Here is a 20,920-nt window from a genome sequence, read left to right on the forward strand (position 1 = left end):
AATGGTTTTTTTTCACTTCAATCCTGCTCTTAGATCATCAGTAAGTAGACACTAACTGTTTTTTTTAGTTTTGTAAGTTATCCACAAACTGTCCAGAATCTCTCACTTGCAATAGCCCTCTGATGGCACTATCTTGTAATGCGAAACGACACAGACCCCTATATATAGTGTTTTGACCCATTATCTATAGGGTTTGCTTTTTGAGAAAAGTTCGCAAAATATTGACAACAACTACACAAAATGCCGCTTTTATCAGTTTTGTTAGGGAAATAAAGCAGAATGAACCAAGAACTTACTGTCACTAAGCGTGATGGCCGTAAAGAAAAGATCAATTTAGACAAAATTCACCGCGTAATCACATGGGCGGCTGAAGGTTTAGATAACGTATCTGTTTCACAAGTAGAACTACGCGCTCACATCCAGTTCTATGAAGGCATCACGACATCTGACATTCACGAAACCATCATCAAGTCCGCCGCCGACCTTATCTCTGAAGAGACACCAGATTATCAATACCTGGCTGCGCGTCTTGCTATTTTCCATCTTCGTAAAAAGGCGTATGGCCAATATGAGCCACCGACGTTGTTTGACCATGTTTCAAATATGGTTGAAAAAGGCAAATACGACCGTCACCTACTTTCAGACTACACTCGTGCAGAACTAGAGCAACTTGATAGCTTTATTGATCACCGTCGCGATCTGAACTTCTCTTATGCTGCTGTTAAACAGCTAGAAGGTAAATATTTCGTTCAGAACCGTGTAACAGGTCAAATCTACGAAAGTGCACAGTTCTTATACATTTTAGTCGCCGCTTGTCTGTTCGCCAACTATCCCAAAGAAACACGTTTGGACTACATCAAACGTTTTTACGACGCGACATCGACATTTAAGATTTCTTTACCTACGCCAATTATGGCGGGGGTACGCACACCAACTCGTCAATTTAGCTCTTGCGTGCTTATCGAATGTGGCGACAGCCTCAACTCAATCAACGCAACAGCAAGCTCTATCGTTCGTTACGTATCGCAACGCGCTGGCATTGGTATTAACGCTGGTCGTATTCGCGCACTCGGTTCAGAGATTCGCGGTGGTGAAGCATTCCACACTGGCTGTATCCCATTCTACAAATACTTCCAAACAGCAGTAAAATGTTGTTCGCAAGGTGGTGTACGTGGTGGAGCTGCGACTGTGTTCTACCCACTTTGGCATGGCGAAGCTCAATCACTCCTCGTACTGAAGAACAACCGCGGTGTTGAAGAAAACCGTGTTCGTCACATGGACTATGGTGTTCAATTAAACAAATTGATGTATCAACGCTTGGTTGAAGGTGGCAATATCACCCTATTCTCTCCTTCTGACGTTCCAGGGTTGTACGATGCATTCTTTGAAGACCAAGATGAGTTTGAACGTCTATACGTTAAATACGAAAACGATGCGAGCATTAAGAAAACCACTGTCAAAGCTGTTGAACTGTTTTCACTTCTAATGCAAGAACGTGCGTCTACTGGCCGTATTTACATTCAAAACGTCGATCACTGTAATACACATAGCCCGTTTGATGAGAAAGTCGCGCCTGTACGTCAATCGAACTTATGTCTTGAAATCGCACTACCAACTAAACCACTAGCCAATGTAGAAGATGATGAAGGCGAAATCGCCCTATGTACTCTGTCTGCATTCAACTTGGGCGAGATCAAATCACTGGATGATTTTGAAGAACTGTCAGAGTTGGTTGTTCGCGCTCTCGATGCCCTGCTTGATTACCAAGATTATCCACTGCCAGCTGCGCGTAAATCATCAATGAACCGCCGCACTCTTGGTGTGGGCGTGATCAACTACGCATACTACTTAGCGAAAAATGGTGTTCGTTACTCAGACGACAGCGCAGTCGGCCTCACTCACCGCACATTTGAAGCGATGCAGTACTACTTACTGAAAGCTTCTCTTGAATTGGCAAAAGAGCGTGGACGTTGCCCACTGTTTGATGAAACCAACTATGCGAAAGGCCTAATGCCTATCGATACGTATAAAAAAGATGTAGATCTTATCTGTGAAGAGCCGCTTCATTACGATTGGGATGCATTGCGTGCAGAAATCATGGAACACGGTCTACGTAACTCGACGTTGACGGCATTGATGCCTTCAGAAACATCATCGCAAATTTCAAATGCCACCAACGGTATTGAGCCGCCACGTGGTTACGTTTCAGTCAAAGCATCGAAAGACGGTATTTTGAAACAAGTAGTGCCTGAGTACACTAAGTACAAAGACAACTATGAACTGCTGTGGAATATTAATGGCAACGACGGTTACCTACACCTAGTTGGCGTTATGCAGAAGTTTGTTGACCAAGCTATTTCATCAAACACTAACTACGACCCAAGCCAATATGAATCTGGCAAGGTTCCGATGAAACAACTACTAAAAGATCTGCTGACAGCCTATAAATTTGGTGTAAAAACCTTGTACTACCACAATACTCGTGATGGTGCAAAGGATGAGCAGAGCGGTACAGTGGTACAAGCTCAAGATGATGATTGTGCAGGCGGCGCTTGTAAGATCTAAGCGAGACATCGCCTCTTCCCTTAATTATTCGTTGCGGCTTATGCCGCAACGTATTCTATTAAGGCTGACTCATTAATTGAACGTTCCTCCCCTCGGAGGGAACAAAACGGATGAAAGTGATATGGCTTATAGTACTTTTACACAAAATAAAAACGACCAGTTAAAAGAGCCTATGTTCCTCGGTCAGCCGGTGAACGTAGCGCGTTACGACCAACAAAAATACGAAATTTTTGAAAAACTTATTGAGAAGCAACTCTCTTTCTTCTGGCGTCCAGAAGAAGTCGATGTTTCTTCTGATCGTATTGACTACGCAAAACTACCAGAGCATGAAAAACACATCTTCATCTCGAATTTGAAATATCAAACACTGCTTGATTCGATTCAAGGTCGTAGCCCAAACGTCGCACTATTACCGCTGGTCTCTCTACCTGAACTAGAGACTTGGATTGAAACATGGTCTTTCTCTGAGACTATTCACTCACGTTCTTACACTCATATCATCCGTAATATCGTTAACGATCCAGCGGTTGTTTTTGATGATATCGTTGAAAATGAACACATCATTAAACGCGCGAAAGACATCTCAACGTACTACGACAAACTGATTCAGTTGACTAATGACTACCACCGCTTTGGCGAGGGTGTACATGAGCTAAATGGTGAGAAAGTTGAGGTTAAGCTTCACGAGTTGAAAAAACAGCTTTACCTATGTTTGATGTCAGTGAACGCACTTGAAGCGATTCGTTTCTACGTGAGTTTCGCGTGTTCATTCGCGTTTGCTGAGCGTGAGCTCATGGAAGGTAATGCTAAAATCATCAAATTGATCGCTCGCGATGAAGCATTGCACCTAACAGGTACCCAGCATATGCTGAACCTACTACGCAATGGTATGGATGATTTTTCATTTATTCAAATCGCAGAAGAAGCAAAACAAGACTGTTTTGATCTATTCAAAGATGCCGCGGAACAAGAGAAAGAATGGGCAGAATACCTATTCAAAGATGGTTCGATGATTGGCCTTAACAAAGATATTCTAAGCCAATATGTGGAATACATTACCAATATCCGTATGCAAGCAGTGGGTCTTGAACCTGCGTACCCAGGTGCTGATACCAACCCTATTCCATGGATCAATGCTTGGTTGTCTTCAGATAACGTTCAAGTTGCCCCACAAGAAGCTGAAATCAGTTCTTACCTTGTTGGTCAAATTGATAACCAAGTTAGCTCTGATGATTTTGAGGGCTTTGAACTGTAATGGCTTCTGTCAAAATCAACAATCAAGTGACCATCGAATCAAACGCCTCTGATACTTTGTTAGAGACGATGGAAAAAGCAGGCCTAGAACCAGAATATAATTGTCGTGATGGTCATTGTGGCGCATGTCGCTGCAAACTCAAAGCTGGGTCTGTCGAGTATGTTGGTTTTGCCATGGCGTTCACTCAGCCAGACGAAATCTTACCGTGTATCTGTAAAGCAAAAACAGCGTTGGAAATTGAAGAAGTTCATTACCAACCTAAAGCAAAACGCGCCTAATGGCGCGTTTTAGTAACAATTCTGAACCGGTGTTACGCTCCTAGTTTTCATCCGATGAAGACAGGGAGAACAGATAAAAAAGCCAGAGCTACGCTCTGGCTTTTGTCATTCCGGATAGAATTTCATCTACAAGTCCAACAGAGATAGGCTTAGCCGCTACCTCTCGACCATCTGCATCGAAAAGAGAGAGACGGTAACCTAAATGACTCTTGTCTTCCTGATCAGTTGGGACGTGACGCCAAAGAGAAGCAATGTCATAAGCACCACTGCTAAGTGCCTCTCCTAGTATCACTTTTTGACTCGATACTTCATACCAAACCAATAATTTAGATTGGTTAAACATACCAGCCTCCTGCCGAAATATCCTCAATGGGAGCTTTCAGTGTACTGGTAAAATCGATCAAAAAAAGCGCAATTTTGTGTTTTTTCCCCCGCACTTTCTAAATCAGATGGTTACACGTTAGATAATTTGAGCATATGTAATAGAATTTTCCCTTACCGCAGAATAAGTCTAGCCATCATGGAGTTAGGAAAGAGGATCTGTTTTGGTACGATCAAAAAATACAGCGTAATGAAGCGAGATCATCACCACGCTGTATAAAAGGGGAAATTATTACAGAGCACTGGTTGGTATAAACAGTTCTTTCACTTTTAGCGTTGCCCCATATTCAGTGAAGACGGGTTTACCTGATAGATAACGACGTAAAATATCTGCTGCTAACGTGCCAATAATCTGTTTTTGATCCTCAATGGTATACTGCCGAGTAAAACGGAAAATTTGTCCCCATTCCCCTTCTGGCGCCGAGAGTGCAACGGTAAATTCCCCATCTTTAATTGGTCCAGTAACAAGAGAAAGGTCAGTGTTACATTTCTCTTTCGTTGCCCCGGCGAGAGCGAAAATCGACGCTAATGGATCTTGCACACCTAAATCGGCGGCGACTTTAGGACTGAGCACCCAACTGTGTCCACAGCGCTGAGCGACGTCCACATTGCTCAGCAACCAGTGCGATAACCAGCCTTTGGTCGATTGCTCCGCAATTGATAGGCTTTGTCCTTTGTCTTCAAGTAAATGTCCTAGGTGATCAAGCATAGGTTCATCGATACTGACAATATAACGCTCTAGATGTTGATATATCATACTCGAGAGTTTCATCCGTTTCTCAGTATCCCTTTTAGGGCCAAACAACTTCACTTCGATAAACGGTAAATATGAACGATAACCCAATGAATACCCTTCAGGTAACTGCAGCTTATCCAACTTCTCACCAATGCCAGACTCTGAGGAACCGAATGTATAAAAATAGCTGCATTCTAAACCAGCCTGCTCGGGATAGCTCTTGCGCAGATCTGGCACAATTTGCTCTTTCACCATTCGCTTAAACTCGCTTGGTACGCCCGGTGTGAAATAAAACCAACAGTCATTGATTTGCAATTTAAACCCGCAAGCGGTACCGATGGGATTATCAATGATAATAGACTTAGCGGGAAGCATGGCCTGCTTTATATTGTTTTGCGGCATCTGGCGCTGGCGAGTAGCGAAAAATGCTTCCATCTGGGTCACCCATTCAGGAAACAAAATTAATTCTTGTTCAGAAACTTCAGCGGCGGCTTCTGCACTTAAGTCATCAGAAGTAGGCCCTAACCCACCATTCACGATGACCACATCGGTATTAAAGCTAAGCATCATTAATTCTTCTACTAATGCAGCTTTAGTGTCTCCAACAGTCGAACGTTTGGCTAGCGGGAAACCGTGTTCAAAAAACTCACGCCCTAACCATGCTGCGTTGGTATCGACGATATCGCCATGTAGAACTTCTTCCCCGGTACTCAACATCGCTATTTTTAGCATTTCTTACCTACCTGTTCTTTTCATTCCGACTGCCCAACGGTTGCTTACAATACAAAGGTGACAGAAAACTCCTAAAGAATATACCTAAAATAGCACGAGAGGCAGAATTTCGAGTCTAAGTATCGGCCATGTAAATCAGTGATTATGTCTTACAACCGGGACATCATATAGCCCAGTTATCGCTGGGTATATATTTGATACTCTACTTGTGCCCATTAGCAAAAATCAACTGTATTTTTAATATCTTATACCCAAGTAAACTCAAGATGCTATTTCAGTGAGAATCGTTTCACTCTTAGGGCAAGACAATGATTTGAAAACATAGTGATGCTACATTAAAAATCAGTAACACATCCTAGGATAGAATAAAACGCGTCCATCGGATTTAAACGTTTAAGGATGCGTGATTGGCTTACTACCTCTTTAGAGGGCAATTTACCTCAGGTGATAGATTTTTGAACATAATCATAACTAAATTTATTCAAATCTATACACTTGTAACCTGAGTATAAAAAGAAGTTTGGAGACTCAGTATGATTCGTAATTTCGTCATCAGTTTTATGGGTAAAACAACCCCTTCTACACTGAAAACTTTAGCCGCAATTACTAACGAAAACGAGGGCAAATGGCTGATCAGTAAAGTCAATTTCATCGATCAACAAGTGGCAGGTATCATCAAAGTAGAGGTGCCGATGGATAAAGCTGATATAGTAAAAGACGCTTTCCAATCTTTCCCAGAACTCAACGTCAGTATTGTTGACACCGATGTGGCTCCCCATGATGAACAGACCATCTTTAAATTACGCCTAGATGCCACCGACCGAGCAGGTATCGTTAATGATATTACTCACCTCCTCGACTCACAGGGTATTAGCTTACTCGATATGGATTGTAACCGCGTATTTATTGCTGACGTTTCTGGTGTTCAGTCCTCGTTATTTACCGCCAATATATCGCTGCGCTTACCCGCCGAAAGACAAATCGATGACTTAGCAAAAGAGTTAGAATCTTTATACGAAGACACCAAAGTCATTGTACATTCCCACTAAAAAATATTGATGAAATAAATCAGTGGAGGTATTAAGCCTCCACTTTTATTATCCGCAGTAAAAAAAATCTTGAGCTAGTTAACATTCTGATTTTTTAAAGTAGAAAATTTAGCCTTATCGACCACCCTTAATATGTCACTTTATGAGTACTCATATAGTTTCACTACAAAAATACACTTTACTTTGGCATGCTATCCCAACGATTTAGAAACTAAGACGTTTAGCAGCCTCAATTCGCTTGATAGAGTCAAATCCCCCAACCCTATCGACCTATTGTGACTGGAGCGCCCCCTTCTGCGTTTTGCATAGTGTGTTATTGGGCACCGTACTAGTCGCTAGGTGGTATACGTAATGTTTCAGCTTAAGAACATAAAAGTGGGTCGCAAGTTCACGTTAATCATAGTTGCAAGTATTATTGGCTTTATTTGTCTGCTGTTAATCGCAGCCAATGCCTTAGAAGATAACCTCAAATATGAACGTCAAGCTCGGTTGAAAGCCGTGGTACAAAGCACCGTTTCACAAATCCAACACATCAGTCAAGAGTACCCTCAAGACCAAGCCCAAAGAATGGTTGGTCAGCTTATCAATCATTTACGATTTGATGGTGATAATTATGTGTTCGTTATGAATGAGGACCGCAAGATTATTATCCACCCTAGCCAACCCAACTTGGTCGGCAAGGTGATGGGCAGCAACCCATCAGATGAATCAAGCAAAATTTGGTATGACGCGGTAAACACCGCCAAAGGCGGTCAGCACGGAGTGATTGAATACAACTGGAAAACTGACACGGGTGAAGTAGGCGATAAAATTTCCTTTGTACAAGGTTTTGCCCCTTGGAAATGGGTGGTTGGCGCTGGCATGATGATTGATGATATTCAATCTGCGGTGTATAAGCAGTTTATTTCCATGGGGATAGCGGCATTAGTTGTCATTGCCGTTATGATCGTTCTTGGTGTTGTGGTACGTAATTCTATCGTACACCCTCTCAACTCCATTATGGACACCATGAAACTCATTGCCAAAGGAGACTTGACCGCACGTGTCAGTTACGATGGCAAAGATGAAATTGGCATACTTGGCAAACGTGTTAACGACAGCATGATAGCGGTTCATCGTGCTCTCTCTGATTCAGTCAACTCAGCCAATCAAGTGGCCGAAGCAGCCATTCGCATTGCGTCCTCCGCAGAAGAAACCAGCCAAGCCGTTGGCAGCCAGCAAACGCAACTAAATAGCCTTGCAACGGCAATGAACGAAATGAGCGCCACCGTTTCAGAAGTGGCTCGACACGCTGAAGATACTGCACAAGATACCCAAGAAGCCAGTCATGAAGCCAGCACCGGTGATAAAGATGTGAACGCCAGTGTCGATAGTATTAAGGCGCTTACTGATGAACTGGAAACCGCGAACAACAACGTGAACAAACTCAAAGAAGGCGTGATGGAAATTAGCGAGGTCACAGCGGTTATTAGCGGTATCTCTGAGCAAACTAACTTGCTGGCGTTAAACGCTGCCATTGAAGCTGCGCGTGCGGGAGAACAAGGCCGAGGGTTTGCGGTCGTGGCTGAAGAGGTACGTAATTTGGCTAGCCGTACTCATCACTCTACCGATGAAATTCAAACCACAATTAATCGCTTGCAGCAATTGGCGGTTACATCCGTTGCTTCAATGGAAGCGAGCCAAAAATTGGCCTACGACAGTGTGGAACGCGCTGAAAATGCAGGTAATGACTTAACTCAAATCGTCAACCACATTCAAAAAGTCAGTGACAATGCTACTCAAATTGCGACGGCAGCTGAAGAGCAAAGTGTGGTAGCAGAAGATATGAACAAAAACGTCAGCGGTATTAATGAATCAGCTTATGAAATGGCTGATGCTGCCAACTATCTTGCTGAAGAAAGTGAAAAATTGGCCGAGCTTTCTCGTCAATTAGATGAAGAACTTAAACGCTTTAGACTCTAGGTAAAACCACTGCCCAATGGGCAGCCAACAGAAAGGTCGGCATTATAGCCGACCTTTTTTTAATAGCGCTGATTCGTTATCTATTGCACAGACCATTGCGAAAGTGCACGCTTAAAATCTTGGAAATCAAATTCATTGAGCTTTTGAAGCTCACCATTTGCGCGCTCACAATACACGGTTGGCATACGTAAGCCATTGAACCAATTCAATTTGACCATGGTATAACCGGCACTATCCATGATGTGTAATTTCTGGCCAATTTCTAGTGGTTCAGCAAATTTAGCTACGCAGAACTGATCGCCCGCTAGACAAGAACATGACCCAATGACATATTCATGTTCACCGTTCTCATCCGCTTCCATAATAGAGGCAGGCTCATTATAAATTAGCGTATCTAAACGGTGGGCTTCTGTCGCTGAATCGACAATAGCGGTTTTCATACCGTTTTCCACGACATCGACTACCGTCACCACAAGATCCGTGGTTTTAGTAATAATCGCTTCACCTGGTTCTAGGTAAACTTGAACACCGTGTTTATCAGAAAATGCTTTTAATGCTGCTGCCAATTTTTCAATTTCATAACCCGGCCAAGTGAAAAATACTCCACCACCTAAACTCACCCACTGCATGTTATCAAGATAACGACCAAAACGGTCCGAAATCGAGTTCAGCAAAGTAATAAAGTTATCTGCACTTTTGTTCTCACAGTTCATGTGGAACATCACACCATCGATAGAGCTAAAGACTTCCTCATCGATATGGTCAGCTTGTACACCCAAACGCGAAAATTGACGTGCTGGATCCGCTAAGTCTTGACCTGCGCAACTCACGCCTGGATTTAAACGCAAACCAATCGAGGCTTTATCTTCAATCAAATGTCGATAAGCTTTGAGCTGTGACTGTGAGTTGAAAATCATTTTGTCACACATATCGGCGACAGCTTTTACGTCATCTTCGCTATAACCCACACTGTAAGCATGTGTTTCACCACCGAAGGTCTCATAACCAAGCTGAACCTCGTAAGGACCAGAACTGGTGGTTCCATCAAGGTATGGTTTGATGATGTCAAACACGCCCCAAGTTGAGAAACATTTCAATGCTAGCACCAATTTGACACCCGAAAGCTCTTTCAAGCGTTTCGCGATTTCAAGGTTGCTGATTAACTTGGCTTCGTCAATCATGAAATATGGGGTTTTCAATTCGTTCTTTTGCATGATTATCTCTCGGTATAAATGCAAAAAACAGCCATAGCAAGCTATAGCTGTTTGAGCGCATTACTCGTCATAAAATGACTGGCAATCCATTACTTGTTTAGTGTGTTAATCACTGGTGGAATCGCTGGATCTAACTCCAACACATCCCAGCCTAAACCGATTGAAGGCATCGTTTCTAGGAACGGGTCTGGATTCAGCTGTTCAATGTTAAAGATACCTTTATCTGCCCACTCACCACGGAAGTATTGAAGTGCTGCAGTAATTGCAGGTACACCAGTCGTGTAAGCTATTGCTTGATGCTCAACGTCTGCATAAGCAACTTCGTGATCAGCGTTATTGTAGATAAAGACACTACGTTCTTTACCCTCTTTCTTACCACGAACCCAAGTACCGATACAAGTCAGTCCTTTATAGCCTGGTGCAAGCGAAGTTGGGTCAGGGAGCAACGCTTTTAGTACGTGTAGCGGCTGTACCACAGTACCATCATTGAGTGTCAACGGATCAGGACTTAAAAGGCCGATATCGCGCATGCAATTAAAGTAATTCAGATAACGGTCACCAAAGCCCATCCAGAATTCGATACGTTTTGCTGGAATAAATTCCTGCAGTGAACGTACTTCATCGTGCGCCATTGAGTACACTTTATGTGAACCACAGTTAGGAAATTCAAATTCCATCATACGGGTGTGACACGGTACTTGTTTCCAAGCTTCATTATCCCAGTAGAAAGAATCACCTTGAATTTCTAGCATGTTGGTTTCAGGGTCAAAGTTAGTCGCAAACTTTTTACCATGATCACCAGCGTTTACATCCATTACATCGATGGTGTCGATCTCATCAAATAAGTGCTTAACTGCATAAGCAGCAAACACGCTAACTACGCCAGGGTCGAAACCAGCGCCTAGAATACCGGTGATGCCAGCTTCGGCAAATTTCTCTCGGAATGCCCATTGAGGGTCATAAGCTTCAGGAACTTGTTGACCCTCAGAACATAAATCCACAGCGACAGATGTGTCTAAGTAAGAAGTTTTCGTGCGGTAGCATGCTTCCATAATAGAAACGTTAACCCATGGAGGACCAGCGTTAATCACTAAGTCTGGTTTCACTTCTTCAATCAATGCAACAAGTGCATCAATGTCATCAGCGTCTAGAGCACGAGCTTCTAACTTCTTAGTCGAATCTTTAAGGTTATTTTTACCTTTAATTGATTCAATGATCTTCTCACACTTCCCGATAGAACGAGAAGCTATGGTAATATCACCCAGCACGTCATTGTTCTGAGCTGCTTTGTGTGCAACAACCCAGCCAACGCCGCCCGCACCAATCTGTAGAATTGACATTTATACGATTACCTTTAGTTCGCTAGCTCTTGAGCTAGAGTTTCAATGTTAGCCAGTAGAGATTCGAAATCCGAAATCTTCAAGCATGGGTTCAAGATTGTGAACTTCAGTGCAGACTGACCATTCACAACGGTTTCGCCTAACACAGCGATACCTCTTACTAACGCTTCTAGACGCACTTGTTGATTTAGTTTGTCTAAGTCTGAAGCGTTAACATTTACGGCACGGAACAATACCGTAGATAAAGCAGGCTCTGCCAACAGTTCAAATGCCGAATTGTTGCGAACCAAATTAGCCACTTGCTGGGTTTGAGCCAACAGATGGTCATACATAGCACCAAGCTGTTTTGGACCAACACTTTGCATCGTCATAAAGACTTTAAGTGCATCAAAACGTTTGGTTGTCGCGATAGATTTGTCGACCAAATTTGGTAACGTATCGTGCTCACGATTTAGGTAATCCGCATGGTGTAGTAGGTATTTCAAGTTAGCACTATCGTTAACTAACAATGCACCACAACTAATTGTTTGATAGAACAATTTATGGAAATCAACACTGATTGACTGAGCTCGCTCAATACCAGCAAGGCGATCTTTATGGCTGCTCAGAATCAGAGCACCGCCATAAGCACTGTCAACGTGCATCCACAACTCATTGGCAGCAGCTACATCAGCAATCGCGTTCAAATCATCGATGGCGCCATGATCGGTCGTGCCCGCCGTACCCACAATCGCAAATGGAATTAAACCTTCTGCTTTAACCCCTGCAATCACAGATTCAAGTTTAGACACATCCATTGTACCGTTTTCATGGGTTTCAACGGCAACAATTGCTTTCTCACCTAATCCCATCCACGCAGCAGATTTTTGCACTGTGAAATGAGATTTGTCTGAACAGATGATACGTAACTTGTGAGCGTATTCTGGTAGGCCAAATTTTTGGATAGAGTGACCGGATAGCTTATCTGCAATCCAATCACGCGCTAGCATTAAGCCCATTTGGTTACTTTGCGTACCACCACTAGTAAAGATGCCATCCGCTTTATCAGATAGGTCAAACTTGCCACATAACCAGTTCACAACTTTCTGCTCAACATAGGTTGCAGCTGAGGCTTGATCCCAAGAATCCATGGATTGGTTTAATGCACCAATCATTGCTTCAGCAACCACAGATGGCATTAATGGTGGCGTATGCAAGTGCGCAATAGTATGAGGGTGCTGAACAATGATGGAATTTTTACCCACCAATTCCGCGGTTTCTTCAATCACATCTTGCAACGACGCGTGTTTGTTATCCAAATCAACGGCATTAATCGCTTGTTCTAGCTGCTCTGGGTTCAAACCTGAATAAGGCGCACCAACTTCTTCAAAAACTTCACGCAAAGCTTCCGTTGTTTGGTTCATCGCACGAGCGAAATCTTTTGCACCCAATGCACCGGTATGAATGAAGTGTTGTTTCCACTCATCATTCTGCGCATCTTCTTCAGCGCGTTGACCACCACCAGCAGCAATGATTGCTTGTTCAAATACACGCAAAGCAAAATCAAGCTGTTCAAATGAAATAATAATTGGAGATAGGAAACGAATTACTGCTCCTTCGCGGCCACCTTTTTCAACAATCAAGCCACGTTCCAATGCCGCGTGTTGAATCGCGAGCGTTAACTTAGAATCGGCTTGCGGTTCACCAAATTTATTTAACGCACCACTTGGGTCTTTGATTTCAACACCCAGCATTAAACCTTTACCGCGCACGTCGGCAATACAGTTCACGCGAGTCGCAATTTTTTCCAGACCCATGCGTAAATATTGGCCGGCAATATTGGCGTGCTCAACCAATTTATCACGTTGAATGATTTCAAGCGCTTTGGCACCTGCGATCATCGCCAATTGGTTACCACGGAAAGTACCTGAGTGTTCACCTGGCTTCCATGTATCGCAGTTCTTGTTGATGACCAAAAGGGACATTGGCATACCACCGCCAATCGCTTTTGATAAACACAGTACGTCAGGCACAATACCCGCTTCTTCAAACGCGAAGTTATAGCCGGTTTTACCTACACCGCACTGAATTTCATCGAAAATTAGCAGGATACCGTGCTCATCACAGATGCGGCGCAATTCACGAAGCCAGAACGCAGGAGCAGGAATCACACCACCTTCACCTTGCACTGGTTCAACAATGATCGCCGCTGGCTTCGCCATACCTGCTTCATCGTCATTCAACAGACGTTCAATGTAACGAATGCCCGCTTTGGCACCTTCATCACCACCAAGACCAAACGGACAACGAATATCGTATGGGAATGGCATAAAGTGTACGTCAGACATCAAACCAGTACGACGCGCTTTGGTACCTAAGTTGCCCATCATGCCCATCGTGCCGTTCGTCATACCGTGGTATGCACCGCGAAAAGCAAACATTGTGTTACGACCGGTGGTCTGCTTAGCAAGTTTGATCGCCGCTTCCACACAGTCAGCACCAGAAGGACCACAGAACTGAATCACGCAGTTATCACCAAGCTCTGATGGTAAGAAACCTTTCACAGCTTTGATGTAGTTTGTTTTTGCTTTTGTTGCGATATCGAGAGTTTGATATGGCAATCCCGCATCCAACTGATCTTTCAACGCCTGATTAATTTCTGGATGGTTATAACCCAAAGCTAACGTACCAGCGCCAGCTAAACAGTCTAGAAACAGTTGACCACGAGTATCCTCAACCAAGCAGCCATGAGCTTGCTTGATTGCAATTGGTAAGCGACGTGGGTATGAACGAACTGCGGACTCATTTTCTGCTTGGTCAAGCAAAACTTGGTCTGGTGTAAGATCATAGATACCTTCAACAACAGGTACCTCATTAGAAAAAATAGTCGAGATAGTGTTTTCGACTTCAAAGGCTGTACTCATTTTATCATCACCTTGAATACAAAATTTTAGTTCACTCCCCCACCCACGCGGTTTGAGGAGACAGACAAATAGCAAACAATCCACTAATGTAAAAACAAAAGTGGTACAACAGCTGCAATGTGGCAGACAAGGCCACAAGAATTAACTTCAGAAAATCAAGGTTCTGTTATGCTCCGGTCTTCTAAGACTGGACATAGAGGAAGTACAAAGCTGATTAATGTGTGCAAGTTACGTGAGTTCAATGTTGGGTTTCCCATTCGTTTGCTGTATCCGCAGCAAGAGTATCCCGTCTACTAATAAAAGGATTTATCAGTACCTACCCTACGCAGTGTCCCAATCAGCCTGATGGTCACTACGCGTATCCCCCAGAAACAACGTCCGAGATTGTTGCGGAAATTAACATAAAAAGATCCACCGGCGCAATCACTTTTCGATGACAATTGACCATAATGAGAGGATTTTATTTTGGGACCAAGATCAAAAGACGTGTTAGATAGTCTTATTTGCAACATGTTGTATATTTACTTCCAAATTTATAAATTTGGTACTATATGTTGTATTTAATTAGTTTGTTGACATGTAATTCTAAATTAATTCTTTATGGTTAGATGCATGGTTAAATTTCACCCAATACGCCTATTTTAATAAAACAAAAAAAAATGAAGCGACATTGCGCTTCATTTTAATTTAGTGATAGAGGTCATTTTATTCAGTAACAGACGCTTCTGCTGTTACTTTTTTGGGCAATGACGCACTTAATAGAAAATAACCAATCACAGCTGCTGATGTTGAGCCCATTAAGATGCCTAAACGTGCATAGGTATCGTAACTTTCTAATGCAGTACCAAACGCAAGTGATGAGATAAAAATCGACATCGTAAAACCAATACCGCACAAAACAGAAACAGCAAATATCTGTTTAAGCTGCACACGGTCGGGCATTTTTGCTAACCCTGTTTTTAGCGCAACCCAGCAGAAGGTGAAAATGCCCAGAGGTTTACCAATAAACAGCCCTAACGCAACCCCCATCGGCAACGTTGATGCTAAACCACTTAATGAGACCCCCGCTAGTGAAATGCCTGCGTTTGCAAAGGCAAACAAAGGCAATATCCCATAAGCAACATAAGGATGCAGCGCATGCTCTAAATGCTTGAGTGGGGAATGCTCACCTTTTTCTCCTTTTAATGGAATAGCAAAGCCAATCACCACACCTGCTAAAGTCGCATGTACGCCAGATTTCAGTACCGCAACCCATAAGATTGCACCAACGATCAGGTATGGCGCTAAGTGGGTAACTTTCTTCGCATTTAATAAAAACAGCAATGCGGTCATAGCGAAACCGACAGCCAACGCTACCGTTGATAAATCACTGCTGTAAAATAGCGCAATAATCACCACCACGCCAAGGTCATCAATGATCGCCAAAGCAAGCAAAAACACCTTCAAGCTGGTTGGCACCCGACTCCCCAATAACGCCATAATACCAAGAGCAAATGCTATATCGGTGGCAGCGGGAATCGCCCAACCTTGAATAGCCTGTGGGTCTTGCATGTTAAAAAGTGAGTAGATTAACGCTGGAGCCAGCATACCACCGACCGCAGCAATGGCTGGGAAAATGGCCGTCTCTTTTGATTTCAGCGCTCCAACCATCAATTCACGTTTGACTTCTAAACCGATTAATAAGAAAAATACCGCCATTAAGCCATCGTTAATCCAATGAGATAAAGACATACCAAACACATAGGTATGCAATGTACTTGAATACGCTTTGGCAAGAGGGGAATTAGCCACAAACATTGCGATAATCGCAGCGATAACGAGTAGAACTCCTCCAGCTGACTCCATTTGAAAAAACTTCTTTACAGATGCAACCATCCAATTCACCTATTCATTATTAGTTTTGTAACATGATGATAACTAAAGTGTAGCTGCTTAATAGAGCGGTGAATAATCGCTTGTAATGAACTTAAACCTCGGAATAACCGATAAATAAGGCCATATATTACGATATTTATACTGGTTTGATTAAATTCCCATCAAAGCAGATGGCTGAGAATGAGTAATATCAGGTCAAAAAGTAATAAAAAGGTGAGATTTTATTGGGTATTATAAACAGTTAATTATTAATAACTGATTACACTATGCTTAACCAATAGTTGAGAACAAGACGCTATTATCGACAATAGCGTCATTAATACTTGAGTAAAAAGTGGGAGGAGAAGCACATTAATAACCGGATAAGATCATGAATCCACGTGCGTTGTGGGAACCGCTTACATTAACAGGACCTTCCCAGTATGGAACAACATATGGAAACCACATATTGGCGTTCACAGCAGTTGCTGTAAAATTAATATGATATCTCGGGACTTTGATATGCCATTGGGTCGGCACTAAATGACCGTTTGTCGTCGTATTAAGTGTTGGTATCATAGACATATCGTCTTGAGTCAGCGCGATACTCTCTCCTTGTGGCGAGGTGATCGTGCCAAAAAATCTTGGTGCCTGATCCTGTTGACGAAAACGCGTCACGGTTAGTGTCATGCCATTTTGGATATGAAAAACTAACCAATCCCAATGGCGATTAGATTCCAACACAAAATTATTACCCCAACGCTTACCTATCCAAGCAACACCATGAACCCTTAGAGCTTTGCGCTGTCCTTTGATACGAATTTTGCCTGCAACAGCAACTTGAGGAACATCAAATCCATACAGAGCAGCGGATAATGACGGCTCAATATGTTGGTATCCTTGTTCGCCCGGAAGTTGAATCGGCTGTTTTAAAGCCAAGCCGAGCTGAAGAGATACCTGATCGGTATTCGTATTTAGTTCACCGGGAAACGGATTGGCTTCTTTACCGTTTAAAGACCAATTATCAATCCAAAGTTTAAACGGCTCACGCTGAAATCCTGCTTGGCCAATACCGCCACGTGCCAATTTCTGATCGAACCAAACCTGATGTTTATGGGAAATAGCGACTTGTGCCAAATACAGTTGAGGATGATCCCAACTTACTGATTTACGATCATCATGAGCTAGGCGCATCAAATTCCAGTGCACTCCATAGCGGTTACCTTGCTCATCTTCCACATTAGCAACAAAAGACCACCACTCATTTTGAAAACTGGGATGAAACGCAAAATCGTCCGGCAGAACCACAGGATGATCGGGCATCACTTGTTGATAGTGCTGCTGGTCTAAGAAAAAACTTTCTGCCTTCTTAGAATGCAAAGATCCAGTAAGAAGCCCAGCCCCTGTTGACCACAGTAAATAAGCAAGAGCAACAAAAAACAGAACGATGATTCCGATAACCACAGGTACGCAGCTATTACGACGGAAAAACTTCATTAGAGAGCGTCCCTTAGTGAGGTCATCGGCGATTTACGGACTAAACGTAAAACAGGCAAAGCACCTGCGACAAGTAGAGCTAACATGGAAAATAACGCGGTTTCGATATATTTACTGGTCACTAACTGTACTTGCATGGTCCAGCCAAAAGAATCTCTAATGAGTACATCGACCATCAGGTTAGCTAACATTATCCCAAGAGGCACTGCAATAAGTAACGCAATCGCCCAAAAGACAAATAACTGCAGTGCTCCAACAAAAACTAACTCTTTCGCTGAAACGCCTAAACAACGCAAAAGAGCCACATGCCGTTGGCGCGATACTTCTCCGGCTAAAGTGGCGAAAAAAATGCCACATACTGCAATCAATAACGTAATGTTGCCGAATGTATCAGTTATAACGAATGTGCGATCAAATACTTTCATTGCTTGCTGATGGATATGCTGATTGCTATAGACTCGCTCAACATCGTAATGAAAACGAGCATACAACCTCTGTTTGAGTTCTTGCATATCGGCACTACGGTCATCTTTTGCGCTGTCTGGCTGAGTAACAACAGCGAGTGAAATATCCCCTACGCCAGTGAATACAGACATCCATTGGTATTGAGACATCATAATTTGACCATATGGATTACCGTAATCGTAATACACACCAGTGACTAACCAACGTGGACCGAGTGGTGATGGTAAATCGATAAAATCACCTGGCCGGATATGATTTTTGATCGCCATTGATTCACTCACCATCAACGCTTTAGCTGAATGAGTGAAATACCAATACTGCGGAATTGCAGTTTTAATGGTCAAGGAGCGGCGTTCTTGCTCAGAGTTACCCGTACTCACCACTTGAATCGTGCCCGTTGAAGTCGCGACATCTTTCTTCCAACGCCACCAAACTGCTTTAACCTCTGGCTGTTTTTCTAGCCAATTGCTCACTTGAGTCGCACTGTTGTTGGTAGGATAGATATATAGGTCTGCCGCTAATCGATCACTTAACCAATGGTCTGTAGTGTTACGAAAGCTGCCAACCATGGTTTCGACACCAATGTTCGCCGCCATAGCAATCATAAATGCCATTGTGGCCACACCACGATAACTCATACTTGCAGCGGCATCAGCAAAAAACCAACGCACTTTCACCCAAAAAAGCCGGTAGGAAAGGAAATCGAAAATCTTCCAAACCACATAGGGAGTAAATAGAGCGACACTTAATAACACTAAGCCAATTAGAACAAATCCAAGTGCTTGAGTTTTAGGAGCTTGATAAACAGCAAAAGCCAACATTGCCAGAACAACGGCGAGAATCGCTTGCACAGTAAATTCGGCTCCAGCAAAACGAACTAAAGAAAGTCGCGCTGTTAGGCGAATCGGTTGCGACTTTAATAGGCGCCACAACGGCCAAGCACATGAGCCAAGCGCACCAATGACAGCCATCACCAAACTATATAAGCTCCAGCTCCATTGCCAATGGATCGCGAGGCCAACATTGGCACCGTACAAATCATGTAAACTGGCAGATACTGATGGAATCAGGCGATTAGCCAGCATTAAACCAAACATATTACCGCATATCCAGCTCACCAATATCAGCAAAGACAACTCAACAAGTAACGCTTTGGCTAACTGAAAATCCGTGACACCAGCTTGACGCAACATCCCAACCAAAAGTTGGCGCTGAACAAACGATAAAGACATCGCTTGATAAAAAATAAAGATCCCGACCAAAAATGACAACATGCCCATAGCAGTTAAATTAAGATGGAATGCGTTCGTGAGTGCCGATAATTCGGTTTTTACTGTGCGGGAAAGCACCATGGTTTCAGGTATTTGCTGCTTGAGTGATTCCAACTCAGCCTTGGTCATCTCTCCACAACCAATTTCGGATAGACCCATATGATGTTTGTAATGACGGACCAATGACATATCCGCCACCATATGAGTGCCTTTAACCAAACCGACAGTATCAATCATGATGGGGCCCAATTGGGTACCATCATCTAGAGTAATAAAATCGCCATCTTGCCAACTTTGTAGTTTAGCTAGGTCGGCACTCACCAAGATGGGATGTGGTGGATACATTAACTGCAGTGTGGATAAATGGTTTAACGACAACCCCTTCTTTAAGGGCACCATCGCCACCGGATCAATACCCACTAAATTGATGTCGACACCTTTACGAGTCGTTAGCGTCGCATTATCAAAAGGCACACATTGACTAAAACCTGCTCGGCGCAAATTAACGTAAAGGTCTTGTGGCACACGTCCGGCCAAATAACGAGGACGAATACGGTATGGTAAAGGCGTTGCAAAAAGTTTTTCACCGTGTTCGTAGGATTGCTTGGCGTATTGATTAATTGCGGTAACGCCGGACAACAGTGACACACCTAAAGTCAGTCCGAGCCACACCAAAATGATTTGCAGGGGATACCGGCGGTAGTGACCCAGCAGCGCTTTAACTACTGGCCATAACATGTAACTGACCTCCCTGCAGCTTAATGCGCCCGTCCATATGTTTGGCCACTTGTTCACTGTGAGTGACTAACAAAAGTGTACATTCCACTTCTCGTGCCAGATTAGTCAGCAGACGCATCACAGCTTCAGCGTTACGCTCATCTAAACTGCCTGTCGGTTCATCAGCGAGCAAGATACGAGGCTCCATATACAATGCACGTGCTATCGCTGCGCGTTGCTGCTGACCACCAGAAACTTCTTCAGGATAACGTCCTAATAAAGGCATGAGATTGAGAGCAGTAAGAATTTGACGCCACAACCCCGCATCATGCGGTAAACCTTTTAGCTGGCGGCAAAAGCGAATATTATCTGCGACATTAAGTGTTGGCAGCAGGTTAAACTGCTGAAAGATATGGCCAATATTATTACGACGAAATTCGGTTCGCTTCTTTTCAGATGAAGAGTGTAAGGCAAAATCATCAAACCAAATCTCACCTGCATCGGCGATATCGAGACCAGATATGAGATTAAGCAACGTACTTTTTCCAGAGCCGCTTTCACCCATTAGTGCAATTTGATCGCCTCGGTTTAATGTTAACTGAGCCCCCTGTAGCACTGGATGAAATTCATCGCCGTCTACATATCCTTTGGATAGGTCCTTTAGTTGTAACATTAATACTCTCGCAATCTGATTTAACGGG

14 protein-coding genes are annotated in these 20,920 nt (G+C 43.3%); 5 read left to right on the forward strand and 9 right to left on the reverse strand.

Going from position 1 to position 20,920, the window contains the following annotated elements:
• Positions 1 to 279 precede the first annotated feature (279 nt).
• The 3 genes from nrdA (at position 280) to yfaE (ending at position 4,098) form a co-directional block, all read left to right on the forward strand.
• Positions 280 to 2,565, forward strand: a complete 2,286-nt coding sequence (gene nrdA / locus I1A42_RS08860; RefSeq protein WP_196123249.1) for a class 1a ribonucleoside-diphosphate reductase subunit alpha — start codon at positions 280 to 282, stop codon at positions 2,563 to 2,565.
• A 121-nt stretch (positions 2,566 to 2,686) separates the two neighbouring features.
• Positions 2,687 to 3,820, forward strand: a complete 1,134-nt coding sequence (gene nrdB, locus I1A42_RS08865; RefSeq protein ID WP_161157267.1) for a class Ia ribonucleoside-diphosphate reductase subunit beta — start codon at positions 2,687 to 2,689, stop codon at positions 3,818 to 3,820.
• Positions 3,820 to 4,098 (forward strand): class I ribonucleotide reductase maintenance protein YfaE, encoded by a 279-nt coding sequence (yfaE, locus tag I1A42_RS08870; protein ID WP_161157268.1) that lies wholly within the window; start codon positions 3,820 to 3,822, stop codon positions 4,096 to 4,098. The genes nrdB and yfaE overlap by 1 nt, the downstream gene beginning before the upstream one ends.
• An 88-nt stretch (positions 4,099 to 4,186) precedes the next feature.
• Here the strand turns inward: yfaE and I1A42_RS08875 are convergent, their stop codons facing one another.
• Together I1A42_RS08875 and I1A42_RS08880 are read right to left on the reverse strand one after the other, a co-directional pair.
• The gene (locus I1A42_RS08875) at positions 4,187 to 4,441 is read right to left on the reverse strand and encodes a 30S ribosomal protein S6 modification protein (protein WP_161157269.1); all 255 of its coding nucleotides are present in this window, start codon (positions 4,439 to 4,441) and stop codon (positions 4,187 to 4,189) included.
• Between the two features lie 270 nt (positions 4,442 to 4,711).
• Positions 4,712 to 5,947 (reverse strand): CinA family nicotinamide mononucleotide deamidase-related protein, encoded by a 1,236-nt coding sequence (locus I1A42_RS08880; protein WP_196123250.1) that lies wholly within the window; start codon positions 5,945 to 5,947, stop codon positions 4,712 to 4,714.
• 533 nt (positions 5,948 to 6,480) lie between these two features.
• Between I1A42_RS08880 and I1A42_RS08885 the strand changes: the two genes are divergently transcribed.
• On the forward strand, positions 6,481 to 6,996 hold the full coding sequence (locus I1A42_RS08885; RefSeq protein WP_161157271.1) for a glycine cleavage system protein R: 516 nt from the start codon (positions 6,481 to 6,483) through the stop codon (positions 6,994 to 6,996).
• 351 nt (positions 6,997 to 7,347) lie between these two features.
• Entirely contained in the window at positions 7,348 to 8,958 is a 1,611-nt protein-coding gene (locus I1A42_RS08890) for a methyl-accepting chemotaxis protein (RefSeq protein WP_161157272.1), read from the forward strand.
• 80 nt (positions 8,959 to 9,038) lie between these two features.
• Here the strand turns inward: I1A42_RS08890 and nspC are convergent, their stop codons facing one another.
• The 7 genes from nspC to I1A42_RS08925 all read right to left on the reverse strand — a co-directional run bounded on the left by nspC (position 9,039) and on the right by I1A42_RS08925 (position 20,892).
• Entirely contained in the window at positions 9,039 to 10,172 is a 1,134-nt protein-coding gene (gene nspC / locus I1A42_RS08895; protein WP_161157273.1) for a carboxynorspermidine decarboxylase, read from the reverse strand.
• Positions 10,173 to 10,261: 89 nt separating this feature from the next.
• Positions 10,262 to 11,512, reverse strand: a complete 1,251-nt coding sequence (locus I1A42_RS08900) for a carboxynorspermidine synthase (RefSeq protein ID WP_196123251.1) — start codon at positions 11,510 to 11,512, stop codon at positions 10,262 to 10,264.
• Positions 11,513 to 11,526: 14 nt separating this feature from the next.
• Complete coding sequence (locus tag I1A42_RS08905; protein WP_196123252.1) at positions 11,527 to 14,415, reverse strand: pyridoxal phosphate-dependent class III aminotransferase; 2,889 nt, start codon at positions 14,413 to 14,415, stop codon at positions 11,527 to 11,529.
• A 705-nt stretch (positions 14,416 to 15,120) separates the two neighbouring features.
• Positions 15,121 to 16,290: a Na+/H+ antiporter NhaA gene (nhaA, locus tag I1A42_RS08910; protein ID WP_161157276.1), complete on the reverse strand. Its 1,170-nt coding sequence runs from the start codon at positions 16,288 to 16,290 to the stop codon at positions 15,121 to 15,123.
• 351 nt (positions 16,291 to 16,641) lie between these two features.
• Positions 16,642 to 17,766, reverse strand: a complete 1,125-nt coding sequence (locus tag I1A42_RS08915) for a lipocalin-like domain-containing protein (RefSeq protein ID WP_196123253.1) — start codon at positions 17,764 to 17,766, stop codon at positions 16,642 to 16,644.
• Positions 17,766 to 20,240, reverse strand: a complete 2,475-nt coding sequence (locus I1A42_RS08920) for an ABC transporter permease (protein ID WP_161157278.1) — start codon at positions 20,238 to 20,240, stop codon at positions 17,766 to 17,768. The genes I1A42_RS08915 and I1A42_RS08920 overlap by 1 nt, the downstream gene beginning before the upstream one ends.
• The gene (locus tag I1A42_RS08925) at positions 20,221 to 20,892 is read right to left on the reverse strand and encodes an ABC transporter ATP-binding protein (protein WP_196123254.1); all 672 of its coding nucleotides are present in this window, start codon (positions 20,890 to 20,892) and stop codon (positions 20,221 to 20,223) included. The genes I1A42_RS08920 and I1A42_RS08925 overlap by 20 nt, the downstream gene beginning before the upstream one ends.
• Positions 20,893 to 20,920: the final 28 nt, after the last annotated feature.

The organism is Vibrio nitrifigilis (assembly GCF_015686695.1).
GTDB classification, from domain to species: Bacteria; Pseudomonadota; Gammaproteobacteria; order Enterobacterales; family Vibrionaceae; genus Vibrio; species Vibrio nitrifigilis.